The sequence below is a fragment of the Olegusella massiliensis genome, assembly GCF_900078545.1.
GTDB classification, from domain to species: Bacteria; Actinomycetota; Coriobacteriia; order Coriobacteriales; family Atopobiaceae; genus Olegusella; species Olegusella massiliensis.
On sequence record NZ_FLLS01000002.1, the window covers coordinates 799,511 to 812,435 of the forward strand.

Genomic DNA, 12,925 nt, shown 5'->3' on the forward strand with positions numbered 1-12,925 from the left:
TTCTTCATTCCAAGAAGGGGCAGTCGCACGCAGCGACCGCCCCAACAGTTGCTCATTCTTAGCCAAGCACCTTACGTGAGCTCAATAAGCGGGGCACCAGCTTTAACCGTGCCACCGGTATGAGTATTGATCTGTTTGTATTCATCGGTGTTGGTAATAATGACCATGGTCATCGTATCAAGGTTAGCTGCCTTAATAGCGCCAAGGTCAACGTCCATCAGCAGGTCGCCCTTCTTGACTGCTGCACCCACGGTAGTATGCGGCGTAAAGGGAGCACCCTTGAGGTTGACGGTGTCAATGCCAATGTGAATCAAAATTTCTGCACCCTCATCGGAAAGCAGGCCGATTGCATGGCCAGTTTCAGCAAGGACGGTAATGGTGCCAGACACAGGGGCATATATTTTGCCATTGCTAGGAAGTACTGCGGCGCCATCGCCCATTGCCTTGCTAGCAAAAACAGGGTCAGATACCTGGTCGAGAGCGACTGCCTGGCCTGCACAAGGAGTATAAATAACCTCAGCATCGGTGAGAGCAGCGACACCTTGGTTAGACTGGGCAACACTTGCAGCAACTACTGCGGTCTGGTTGGCAGCAGCCTGAGTGGAAGCTATAGCCTGCTCGGGCAGATTTTTGCCCTGCTTCTTTACATCAGCGTCATCAGAGTAGATGGTCCAGGTGATACCAAAGGCAACTGCAAAGGCGGCAGCAAACATGATGATGTAGCCCACGGGATTTGCAATGCAAAGCAGAATACCAAAGATACCCGTAACACCGGTGCCAGCTGCGGAAAGGTTGGTGAAGTAGCAAATCACGCAACCAACTGCAGAACCAACCATGCCTGCGGCAAAAGGCTTGACCTTGGGCAGGTTAACACCGAAGATGGCAGGCTCAGTAATACCAAGCAGGCAGGAGATGCCTGAAGGAATGGCTAACGCCTTGGTCTTGTCAGACCTCGTCTTAAGTGCAACAGCTAGGCAGGCACCGCCCTGTGCGATGTTTGCCGCAGAGGCAAGAGGTAGCCAGTAGGTAACGCCATGCTGGGCAATCATCGAAACGTCAATAGCGGTATACATCTGGTGCAAACCAGTAACAACTGAGGGGCTGTAGATAAGGCCGATAATTGCATTACCAATACCTAAGGGCATAGCGAGCAAAGCCATCAGCAAACCAAGGATTGCATTCTCAAGGTATACAAAGATTGGGCCGATGAAAAGAATGGTGATATAGGCAGCTGCAGCAACAGAGAGCAGTGGTGTCAGGAAGAGGTCAAACATCTCGGGAACAATCTTGTGAAGACGCTTCTCAAAGAAGCAAAGAATCCAGACGCCCACAAGAATGGGGATAACGTGACCCTGATAGCCAACCCAATCGATGTTATAGACGCCAGGGATAACATCAAAGCGAATCATCGAGCCATCAGCGATTGCAGACGACGCGGCATATGCGTTGATGAAGTCACCGCTAATAAGCAAGGCACCCAGTGATGCGCCGAGATAAGGATTGCCACCAAAGACGGTAGCAGCAGAAAAACCGAGAAGAATCTGCAGGTTTGCAAGTGCGCACGCATTAATCAAGCCTGCAATCTTCCAGTACACATTGCCTGAAAGGTCAACGCCTGGGAAGAGGAAGGGAATTGCTCCCATGATTCCCATGAGCATACCAGAGGCGACGATTGCAGGGATGATGGGTACAAATACGTCAGAGAGAACCTTGATGGCCGCCATAAACTTGTTTTGATTCTGGGCAGCAGCCGCCTTCACGTCAGCCTTGCTGGCTGCAGAGATGCCACCTTGGCTGGTAAATTCGTCATAGACTTTATCGACGGTGCCTGTACCAAAGATAATCTGCAGCTGACCAGAAGCCTCAAAGTTACCCTTTGCACCAGGGATATCTTCGAGTTTCTCCTTGTCAATTTTGCCGTTATCGGCAATTACGAGACGCAGACGGGTGGCGCAGTGAGCAGCAGACACGACATTTGACGCGCCTCCTATCGCCTCCAACGTAGCCCTTGCAGCCTCTTTGTAATCCAACGCCATAGTTCCTCCCTTTTCCTTCAACAGAAAACTGTCTTAGGCTTGTGTGAAATCGTTCTCACAACTCCTTACCAGAGTAAACTGATGTCTTCACAAAGTGCACACCATTTGCCGAGCGCGTACGAACGGTAGTATTTTTTCGGCGAATGGTAGGGCGTTCTCGCTTATCTCTTGTCAGAGCAGCAGAACTTACACCGCGACTCCTTGTTGTAAAAATGTTGATGTCTATATGTTGCTAGCATCTAGCTCCCCGGAAAGAAAGGATTACTTTTATAACTAAGATGCAGCTCCTGAGCGTTTTTAAAAGGTGGGACCTATGAACACACATGCGAACGGCATTTTACGCCGATTTTAAGAACCCATCCCTCAATCAGGACGCTGGGTGGAGTCCCCCAGAACAAGCTTGAAACCCATCTTGGTTTCGCGCGGAGCTGCTTCGCCTTGCTCCATTGCCTCAAGCAACATGCGAGCTGCCTCAACGCCGCTCGTGCGATAGTAGTAATGAGCCGTGGTCAAACTGGGGCTCACTACTTTAGCGAGGGTAGAGTCTCCCAGACCGGTCACGCGGATATCGTCTGGCACCCTGTAGCCCTTGTTGCGCAAATAGGTCAGAGCGCCGGCGGCGATCTCGTCGGTTGCACACACAATTGCATCGGTTTCGGGATGGGCTTCCATGATTTTGGTGGCACAGGTATAACCAGACCACGCGTTAAATTTTCCCTGTTCAATCGGCGCTGCTGCCGCATCAAAACCCTGATGTTCAATCGCATCAAGAAAGGCTTTGCGGCGCAAATAGCCTGTCGCATAGTCCCGCTCGGGAACCGCAATATAGGCAGGGTGACTACTTCCTACCGTGCAGCACAAAGTGAGATCGTAGACACTGTTGTAATCATCAAAGTAAATGCAGTTAACGCCTGTAACGCACTGTCCTAACACCACCAAGGGTAATTGGAGATCTTTAAAAAGTTTCTTATGTTCATCAGTAATAACCGTACCAATGAGAATGATGCCGTCGCTTTGACCTTGCTCAATAAAGGACTTGAGATAGGATAGTTCGCTATCCACATCACCATCGGTATTAGCAAGCACAGTACTGTAACCCGAAGCGCTAAGAATAGAGGTAATGCCCGCAACTTCACGTCCAATGGATTCGGAGCTAATCTTGGGAATGATGACATCTACAAAATGCGTCTTGCCCGTGCGTAGAGTACGCGCCTGTCGCGAGGGTACATATCCTGTCTGCTCGATAACACGAGCGATGCGTTCGCGCTTTTCCTCACTAACATAACCATCATTGAGGTAGCGCGATACCGTGGCTCGCGAAACATTTGCCATCTGGGCAATCTCATTGATGGTCATACCCTGCTCCTTAGAACTTCTCGGTATGCTGCACCTGGAGCTCGCGGATTACCTCAGGAATACGCTCAGGCTCATATGGCGTCATCTGATAGACCCAGTTGAGCCAGTTACGGTACAGCAAATTGGCATGAGCGCGCCAAGTAAAGATGGGTTGCTGCTCGGGATCATCGTCAGGAAAGTAGTTCTCGGGCAGACGAATAGGCAATCCTTGATGGAAGTCACGCCAATACTCATCAGCTAGCGTATCACGACCGTACTCAAAGTGACCTGTGACATAAATCTCATGAAAGCTTGGCGAAGCAATAAGAGCAGGGCCCGAGCTAAACCCCTCAGAGAGTACGTGAAGTTCAGGATGCTGAGCCAACTCGCCCACATCGATAGCGGCATGACGAGAGTGTGGCATATGATGCACCTCATCAAAACCATTAGTAAGGAAGCTATATTCATCACAAAGTCGCTGTGGGAACACACCAAAAAGTTTGGCACCTAGCTGGCGCTTGGGAATTTTATAGAGATGATAGAGGCCTGCCAGTGCACCCCAACATAAATAGAGGGTGGAAAAGACGTGCTCCTGACTCCAATCGATGATTTCGCAGAGCTCATCCCAGTAGTCCACTTCTTCGTAGGCCATCTGCTCCACGGGGGCGCCTGTAATAATAAGACCGTCGTAGTTTTTATCCCGAAAAGCATCAAAGGTATCGTAAAACTTGACCAGGTGATCCGCTGAAACGTGTGTGGACTTATGAGTCGACACGCGCATAAAATCACAGTCTACCTGGAGGGGTGTCTTTGAGATGAGGCGAAGAATTTGCGTCTCGGTCTCAATCTTGGTGGGCATAAGATTGAGGATGGCCACCTTAAGCGGACGAATATGCTGAGCGTCTGCAATCTCTTCTTCCAACGCAAAAATATGCTCTTCGTGCAAGGTCTTTTTGGCCGGAAGACCGTCTGGAATATTAATAGGCATGGGTGGTTCCCCTCGCAATGTACAAAATATCAGCAATCATCAGCCCGTACACAACGCACGAGCTGTCACACTGTAACGCAAACGCGTGACTTTTATAAGACGGAACTTCCATTTTGAAGCTTAAAAAAGGCCTTTCTTCAAGCTTCCCAGCAAACCCCGAGTCAAAGTTGTTGCAGCAGTACGAGCAACAGAGACGCCAATACTTGCAATTTGCCGCTGGCGTCGCTCAGCCTCGCGTTCTGCCTTGGCTGCTGCCTTCTCCGCCGCCTTTTTCGCTTCTCGAGCCTCGCGCTCTGCCTCTCGCTGAGCTTCTCGAGCTTGGCGCTCTGCTTCGCGTGCTGCTTCACGCTCTTGTCGCGCCTCTTCTTTTTCTTGTTCACGCGCGGCTTTTGCCTCTTGGGCAGCAGCAAGCTTTTCTTTTTGCGCATCTTCTGCTGCTTGGGCCTCAGCTGCTATTTTGGCGTTAAGCAATTCATAGGCGCTTTCGCGATCAACAGTTGTGCCATACTTCGTGGCAAAAGGTGAATTTGCGGTCAGATAACTATGGTCGGCAGCGGGAGCCGCCGCCATTGAGCACCCTGGCGCAACAATATAGGCACGCTCGACAACCTCAGGAATACCTTTGGCATCCAAAACGCTCAGCAGAGCTTCGCCTGTACCAAGCTCACCGATAGCTTTTGAGGTATCGAATGCTGCGTTTACACGGAAGCTTTCAGCCGCAGCCTTAACCGCTCGTTGCTCGGCAGGAGTGTATGCCCTAAGTGCATGTTGTATACGATTTCCCAGTTGCGCTAGCACTGCCTCAGGAATATCAGCGGGGCTTTGAGTAATCATCCATACGCCTACACCCTTGGAGCGGATGAGCTTAACTACCTGCTCCACTTTTTGAACAAGCGCGCGCGGTGCATCATTAAAAAGCAGATGTGCCTCATCAAAGAAAAAGACCATTTTGGGCAGAGGAGCATCCCCAACCTCGGGGAGACGTTCATAGAGTTCGGAGAGCATCCAAAGTAAGAAGGTCGAATACAGCAATGGGGACTGCACAAGACGCACGGCATCTAAAATGTTGACAAAACCATGCCCGTCAGCATCAGTGCCAATCCAATCAGCAATATCAATAGCTGGTTCACCAAAGAAGCTTGTACCACCCGCATCTTCTAGCTGCAGCAACGCGCGCTGAATAGCACCCACGCTTGCACTGGATACATTTCCGTAGGCAAGTTTGAGCTCGTCTGCATGTTCGCCCACCCAGCCAACCATAGCGCGTAGATCTTTGAGATCAAGCAGGAGTAACCCACGGTCATCAGCCACATGAAAGACAATATTGAGCACGCCTTCCTGCACATCGGTAAGCCCCAGCAAGCGTGAAAGCAAGAGGGGGCCCATCTCGCTGATAGTAGTGCGCACGGGCACGCCCTGCTCACCATAGATATCCCAAAAATGCACGGGGCTTGCGTGAAAATCGGGAGTCGGGACACCCGTTTGTTTAAAGTGCTCAGCAAGCTTATCGCTCATCTGCCCTGCCATCGCCATTCCAGAAACATCACCTTTGATATCAGCCAAAAACACTGAAACACCTGCATCGGAGAGGCTCTGAGCGACTGCTTTGAGAGTTACTGTCTTACCTGTGCCTGTAGCTCCTGTAATGAGGCCATGGCGATTGCACATCTCGGGAAGCAGGTAGACAGGTCGAGTGCCTTGTGCGAGCAAAATTTTGCCTTCGCTGGTATACATAGTGCTTCCTTTCATCTTTCAAACCCGTGCATTCCTTGTGGCCATATGCAGCTCAGATCCGCGTCTCATACAATCTTGTGTGCTACTCGAACCTGCGTGCTGCTCGAACTCGCTCTTCATTCGAACCGATTTATCGCCTAGCGCAATGGCTACTGACGCATATGATTCAACCAAAGCTGCGTTCAAAACTAAGAATATAGTAAAGAGTGTATATCTAGTTGCGCTTTCTCGGTGCAAGAGCACTTGTATGCCTAGATGCAACGGGCTATAAAAAACCCCGCCAGGTAGACGGGGTTGAACATGCTGGCGGAGGGAGAGAGATTCGAACTCTCGGGACGCGAACGCGCCCGACGGTTTTCAAGACCGTTGCATTCAACCGCTCTGCCATCCCTCCAAAGGATGTGCACTATCCTAGCGCAAGAGCTTTTTGCGTGTGCGCGACATCATAGTAGTACTGATAATTGCTGCACAGAGAGCGCATTAGCTACATTAGGAAACATAATAAATTGCGCGTAGCAACGTAGGAGCAAAGATGAGCGAGATCGACGAATACTGGATGCACATTGCACTTGAAGAAGCTGCTGTGGCAGCAAAAGAAGGCGAGGTGCCTATCGGTGCCTGTCTCGTCGCAGATGGCAAGCTCATTTCACGCGCTCACAATCGCCGAGAGACAGATGCAGACCCTGCAGCACATGCAGAATTTCTTGCTATGGAAGAAGCGGCGCATAAACTTGGCTGTTGGCGTCTCACGGGTTGTACCGTCTATGTAACTTTAGAACCTTGTTTTATGTGTGCTGGTCTGATGATTAACGCTCGTATTGACCGTTGCGTCTATGGAGCTGTTGACCCCAAAGGCGGCGCCCTTGGCACGCTATACGATCTGAGTAATGATGCACGTCTCAATCATGCTTTTACTGTAACTGCTGGTATCTGCGCAGAAGAATCGGCACAGATACTCAGAAATTTTTTTCGAGACAGGCGAAAAAAGAACTAAGCTGCATTGCAAAGCTAGCTGCCCAACTTCTGCCATATCCAATTTTTTTTGCATGCATGCGCGGTAAACGCCCATTTTGCGCTAACGGTCTAAAATCGGCGTGTACAATATTTTATGGAAAGCAATTTGCGCCGTCGTGCGCACACATAGAAAGGCCATCGATGAAACCTCGACCTCACAGTCGATGACCCCAGGGTGTCCTTGCTGGTCACATCTTGGGGTGCCACTCGTCGGCAGCCGCAGCTGAGCTTTACTGCCCTAACCAGCCAAGGAGTCCCTTTATGATTTATCTCTCTCAAATGGTAGGAAACCCTGTATACGACCTCGAAGGTGAGCAGATTGGTCGAGTCAACGACCTTGGAATCGCTACGGGTGAGGTGTTTCCTCGCGTTACCAGCCTTGCAATCGTTGGACCAGGCAAAACGCCTTTCATGATTTCCTGGCGCAAGTATGTTGATACCTTTGATGAATCCGAAGTACGTCTGAGGGTTATCAAAACAGATATTCGTTTCTCGTATCTCCAGCCCAATGAGGTTCTTATTGCACGTGATCTCTTGGATAAACAAATTGTAGATACCCGCGGCATGCGTGTTGTTCGCGTCAACGATCTTAAGTTTTCAGATACCAGCTCCTCCCAGCTACGGCTGCTGGGTGCTGAGGTAGGCGTGCGCGGTCTTTTGCGTACCCTCTCCCCTCACCTCGAGACTATAGCCCTTAAACTCGCAAAAACCTTTGGCAAGTCCTTACCCGAGCGTATCATCGCTTGGAACTACATGAACCTGCTTGACCGCGACTTATCGGATGTAAAACTTTCGGTATCTCACAAGACGCTTGACGATATGCATCCCGCCGATATCGCAGACATTATCGAGCGTCTCGATCCACGCTTGCGTGGTCAAGTTTTTGCTCAGCTGGATGATGAGCAGGCCGCCGATGCAATGGCAGAAATTGATGAGGACAAGGCTGCTGAGATTATGGGGGACCTGGACGAACGTTCAGCATCTCGCATGCTATCCGAGATGGACCCTGATGACGCAGCTGAACTTGTAAGCGAACTTGATTACGATAAGGCAGAAAAACTTCTTGCCTTGATGGGCATCAAAGAACAAAAGGCGGTACGTCAGCTGTTGGGATATCGCGAGGATACCGCTGGACGTATCATGACCTCAGAGTTTCTCTCGCTGCCTGAGGATGCAACCGTTGCTGATGCAGTAGAGGCGATGCGCGGACTTGACGAGGACTTTGAAACCATTCGCTATCTTTATGTCGAGGATGAGGAAGGTTTGGTCACAGGCGCCATCTCGCTCAACGATCTCATTGTTGCAACAGAGGGTACTCATCTCAAAGATCTCGCTTCCGATGAGCTCATCACCGCCAACCCCGATGACGACCAGGAAGATGTTGCCGAAGGTATTGCCAAATATAATCTCCTTGCAATGCCTGTGGTGGATGACAAGGGTAAGATGTTAGGTGTTGTCACCGTTGACGATGCACTTGATGTTATGGAAGAGGAGCATGCCGAAGACCTGCAAATTGCTGGTGCTCCGCGTAGCGACACAAGCGACCGTCCGCAAGACCTCTTCATTATGCTTGTACGTAATCTTTGGCTTCCTTTTTGGATTGCAGGTATTGTCGCCTGTATTGCGCTTTTTGGTGAGAGCCTTGGCATGCCTGCTGCGCTTGCATCAACAACCGTCTTGCCCGCAGCGCTTATACTCGCCGACGCTGCAGCGAGCTACGCAACGAATTTCTTTCTTAAGTACAACTCTGATGACGAAGACAGCCCTTCTGTTGTGGGCTTCTTCCTTAAAGGAATCGGAATTGGATTGCTCTTTGGCTTGGTATTAATAATAACGAGCAAGCTTTTGCTGCCTGCACTTCATCTCACTCATGAGTTTGCAATTCTTGGTGATGCCGTTGGCTATAGTTTTGTTGCAGGTGCTGGCACGGTCATAGCATCTTTTGCACTTTCCCTCGTTTGGTTACTGATTTTGCGGCACCGCGATAACAAAAACGAAGAAACTTCGGGGCTCGCACTGAGCGTAGCTGCGCTGAGTGCGGCGCTCATTATGTTCCTTGCCCTCATCAATGTGTGCGGCGTAGGAATTGCGGGGTAGCGTATGACAGAAGCTATCAAGCAAAGAAAAAATTCACAGCACGATCTATCTGGCGAACATAGCGAGTCAAGCTCTAACAGCAATGCAGCAAGCACAAACAAGGCTAGTTTGGCAGCAATTCTTGCTGCCATGGGCCCCGGCATACTTACTTCACTTGCAGGTATGGATGCGGGTGGTATTGCAACTTTTTCGACTGAAGGTGCAAGTTATGGCTTTGGAATGCTTTGGTCGATTCCTATAACCTGTCTGTTGTTAATGGTGGTACAGGAGACCTCAGCACGTATGGCCTGCGTCACTGGCAAGGGTTTTGCAGCTCTGGTGCGTGAACGATTTGGTATCCGCATCTCTGCGGTCGCAATGGCAGCAACCATCATCTCTAATTTCGCCGTTACCCTATCCGAGTTTGCAGGAATTGCCTCGGGAATGCTGCTTTTTGGTGTGCCTCTGCAGTTGTCGGTACCGGTAGCCGCTATCGCTTCTTGGTTGCTTGCAATGTCAGGATCCTACCGTCGTATTGAAAAAATCTTACTAACTATTTCTTGCGTTTTTGTAACCTACATCATCGCTGGATCCATTGCCTGTAAGGACTGGGGCGGAGCACTTGTCAGTACCGTCATTCCGCAGATGTCAGGGGATCCCGCCTACATCTCACTATTAGTTGCCAGTATTGGTACTACTATCTCGCCCTATATGATCTTTATGGTCTCAAGCAACGTGGTCGAAAAAAACCTTGATGCGCGCGATATCCCCGGTCAGCGCGCTGATAATGTCTCTGGTGCTCTTGTTTCACAAATCATTGCATGGTTTATTGTGCTCACCACCGCAAGCGTTTTGCCTCTAGGTACGCCCGTTAATGACGCGGCAAGCGCCGCTGCGGCGCTGGTGCCTTTTGCTGGTCGCTATGCCATGATTATGTTTGCGGCTGGCCTTGTGGGGGCGTCATTTTTGGCAGCCTGTGTACTTCCTGGCATTACCGCAAGTGCTGTATGTGAGGCATTTGGCTGGGAGCGTGGAGCCGACCGTAGCTGGGCAGAAGCTCCCGCTTATCGCAGCATCATTACAACAATTACTCTCCTTTCTGCCGGCATTGTTTTGATTCCTGGTGTCAATCTCTTCGGCATCATGATGGCTGCACAGGTTATCAACGGCGTGCTATTGCCTGTTTTGCTTCTTTGCATGGTAAATATTGCAAGCGACCGTCACATTATGGGAAAACATGTCAGTGGCAAGGCATGGACACTCTTGACGTGGTTTACCATTATTACGGTCATAGTTTTGACAGCAATAATGTTTGCGCTGCAAGCGGCAGGTGTGTAGCGTCCCCACAAAGCTGGGACCGTAGGCTTTGTGCGGCAGAAAACTTTGTTTTTCTTTAGGATAGAAGCGCACGCAGCTCTTTGAGAGTCATCTTTATTTAGATGACTTTTTATATTCGTCCGCAAACGAGCCGAACATCGAGCCAAATTTGCCCAGTTGACGACCTACCGCACGAGCGGCTTTATCACTGGATTTCTTATCCGGCTTACGGGTATGAGAAGCCTTTTTTTCCTTAGAGGACTTTTCAGCAACAGCCAGTGAATCTTGCGCCGCACGCTTGGTTTGGCCAATCATCTTGCCTAAGGCATGCGAGCCTTTATCCACCGCCTGAGTTGCTTGTTGCCCTAGACGTTTACCCGCTTCCTGTGCCGCTAGACTTGCGCGAGCTGTCGCCTCACCTGCCTGGGCAGCAAGACCACCGTTAAGTCCTAAATGCGCTGCTTCCTCATCAACAATCATGAAACCTTTTTGATAACCGCAGAGCATCTCAAGAGGGATTTCGACCGACCCTACCAAAGAGCGTGCCGCGCCGCTATCACCTACAAAAAAAGTTTTAACCGCACCGGTGTGCTCATCAAAGGCGATATCGTTGGCATAGCCCAGCTCTCGACCCGTATTGGTCTTAACATCCATGCCTTCCCAGAGAATGCAGTTATCCCAATCAAGACCTAAGCGGCTCCGTGCCTTATCATCAAAACTTTCCATTACTCGCGTGACATAAATACCATCTGCGTAAAACTCACAGGAGTCCAGCGCCAAAAAGACGTCCTCACGTTTAAACATCATTGCCACATCGCGACGTTTAACCAAAAACCCCACCAAGCGCTTGCCACCAGGCGCAAATACCGCCATATGAACCTTGCCCATACGTAAAGGTTTTTTATCGGAGGCGTTTTCGGGCGTCGTCAATTTTCCACGCTCATCGCGAGGAATATAAACCGCTGTGTTATACAGCTTGTTTGCCTGAAGCATGGGGGCTCCGTTCAAAAGTACACATCAAAGTAAATGGAGAAAGGGACACCATCGCTCGATAGTGTCCCTCAGTTATTTATGAAGCAAAACGCAGGCTAAAATCCAGCTGTTTACTCGGCGTCATCCTCTTTGGAATCCTCATCCTCAGAAACTACCTCAACGTGAACGCCCTCGGCAGCAGCCTCAGCCTCAGCAGGCATATCCGCTGCGGCAGCAACCTTGTCCTGAACAGTGTGCATGACATCTTGAACCTGCTCAGAGGTGCTGCTTACGGCACTTGAGAGTGAATCGCGAATCTGGTCCATGCGCTGACGGGCCAAATCGACCTTAGCACGCAGCTCATCTGTCGCAGCTCCTGGATCAGCCTTGGTGCTTGCCATCTTCTCGTTGACAATACGAGCACCGCGCTCATAGGAATCAACAGCGGTATCCCACACGTCATTTACGGCATCGGCTGCCATGGCGCGGCTTTCAGCGCCCGTACGGGGAGCCAGCAATACACCAGCGGCAAAGCCAGCAGCAGCCCCAACGAGGGTTCCGCAGAGAAGACTTGCAACGTTTTTAGCACTCATGGAAGTTCCTCCTGTCAGTAAGCCCCCTCGGGACTTATTCTCAAACTCCAAAATAAGTATACCCACGTTGGAATAAATCAGTAGCCTTAACGTAAAATCCGAGGTTCAGGCATTGAGTCCAGCAGATCATCAGCAGAGGTATTTTTTTGCTCTGCAAGTTCTGCGTCCTCATCTTCCTCTGGCTCAGAATCCTCATCGTCCATCGCTTCGGGATTCGCGTCCTCATCTTCCTCTAGCTCAGGCTCCTCATCATCCATCGCTTCGGGCTCTTCTTCTACAGACTTCGACTCCTCCTCAACAACACTCTCGTCTTCATCTGTCGTATCGAGGCTTTCAACCATAGCAATCAGACCCTGAACAGTCGCCTTAACATCGGGCTTAGGATCTGAACCATCGGTGTATGCCCATTGCAATAACCAAGAAGCACTCACCAAAGCCCCTGCAACCAACACGTCATCTGTACAAACGAGCTCGATGTCCCAAGCACGCGGATCGTCAGGGACTGCAAACGTACGACCTGAGAGCGTGTCTCCTGCAATATCAGTCTGCGCAAGCAGCTCTACTGCTGTGTGCTCCAAAAGATGTGCAAGTTCGGTATTGCCCATCACATCCTTGAAAGTTTTGCTGCTATCACCCAAACATACATGATCAACAATGTGGGGAAGCAGGTAGTACACACGAGCAGTGCCTTCAAGGTCGTCGCTCGTCATCAGGGGGGCATCGTCAGCAAGATGCACACGCGCAGTAAGCTTGCGCGAACCCACCTCGACGCGCGTAATCTCAAAGAACTGTGACATATCGTCTCCTCGCTATTTTTGATAACTCTTCGCTACTGCTTCAGTGCACACCATCTATCTCTG

Annotated in this window: 10 protein-coding genes and 1 tRNA gene; 3 read left to right on the plus strand and 8 right to left on the minus strand. The window is 50.3% G+C overall.

Annotation, left to right across the window (positions count from 1 at the left end; genetic code table 11):
* Positions 1 to 71: 71 nt before the first annotated feature.
* From BN4314_RS03825 to BN4314_RS03845, 5 genes are all read right to left on the minus strand, one after another.
* A complete protein-coding gene (locus BN4314_RS03825; protein WP_068539873.1) occupies positions 72 to 2,036 on the minus strand; it encodes a PTS beta-glucoside transporter subunit IIBCA in 1,965 nt (654 codons plus the stop codon).
* Positions 2,037 to 2,399: 363 nt separating this feature from the next.
* Entirely contained in the window at positions 2,400 to 3,392 is a 993-nt protein-coding gene (locus BN4314_RS03830; RefSeq protein WP_068539875.1) for a LacI family DNA-binding transcriptional regulator, read from the minus strand.
* Positions 3,393 to 3,402: 10 nt separating this feature from the next.
* Positions 3,403 to 4,359, minus strand: a complete 957-nt coding sequence (locus tag BN4314_RS03835) for a homoserine O-succinyltransferase (RefSeq protein ID WP_068539878.1) — start codon at positions 4,357 to 4,359, stop codon at positions 3,403 to 3,405.
* A 120-nt stretch (positions 4,360 to 4,479) separates the two neighbouring features.
* Entirely contained in the window at positions 4,480 to 6,093 is a 1,614-nt protein-coding gene (locus BN4314_RS03840) for a helicase HerA-like domain-containing protein (protein WP_068539880.1), read from the minus strand.
* A 304-nt stretch (positions 6,094 to 6,397) separates the two neighbouring features.
* A tRNA-Ser gene (locus BN4314_RS03845) sits at positions 6,398 to 6,487 on the minus strand.
* A gap of 138 nt (positions 6,488 to 6,625) precedes the next feature.
* On the opposite strand from BN4314_RS03845, the gene tadA reads away from it, so the two are divergent.
* The 3 genes from tadA (at position 6,626) to BN4314_RS03860 (ending at position 10,521) form a co-directional block, all read left to right on the plus strand.
* Positions 6,626 to 7,087, plus strand: a complete 462-nt coding sequence (gene tadA, locus BN4314_RS03850) for a tRNA adenosine(34) deaminase TadA (RefSeq protein ID WP_068539882.1) — start codon at positions 6,626 to 6,628, stop codon at positions 7,085 to 7,087.
* Between the two features lie 281 nt (positions 7,088 to 7,368).
* Entirely contained in the window at positions 7,369 to 9,204 is a 1,836-nt protein-coding gene (locus tag BN4314_RS03855) for a magnesium transporter (protein WP_068539884.1), read from the plus strand.
* 3 nt (positions 9,205 to 9,207) lie between these two features.
* On the plus strand, positions 9,208 to 10,521 hold the full coding sequence (locus tag BN4314_RS03860) for an Nramp family divalent metal transporter (RefSeq protein ID WP_068539886.1): 1,314 nt from the start codon (positions 9,208 to 9,210) through the stop codon (positions 10,519 to 10,521).
* Positions 10,522 to 10,614: 93 nt separating this feature from the next.
* Here the strand turns inward: BN4314_RS03860 and BN4314_RS03865 are convergent, their stop codons facing one another.
* The 3 genes from BN4314_RS03865 to BN4314_RS03875 form a co-directional block, all read right to left on the minus strand.
* Positions 10,615 to 11,493, minus strand: coding sequence for a PRC-barrel domain-containing protein (locus BN4314_RS03865; protein WP_148424856.1), 879 nt, complete (start codon positions 11,491 to 11,493; stop codon positions 10,615 to 10,617).
* Between the two features lie 110 nt (positions 11,494 to 11,603).
* Positions 11,604 to 12,065 (minus strand): YtxH domain-containing protein, encoded by a 462-nt coding sequence (locus tag BN4314_RS03870; RefSeq protein ID WP_068539888.1) that lies wholly within the window; start codon positions 12,063 to 12,065, stop codon positions 11,604 to 11,606.
* Positions 12,066 to 12,151: 86 nt separating this feature from the next.
* Positions 12,152 to 12,862, minus strand: a complete 711-nt coding sequence (locus BN4314_RS03875; RefSeq protein ID WP_068539890.1) for a hypothetical protein — start codon at positions 12,860 to 12,862, stop codon at positions 12,152 to 12,154.
* Between the last annotated feature and the right edge of the window lie 63 nt (positions 12,863 to 12,925).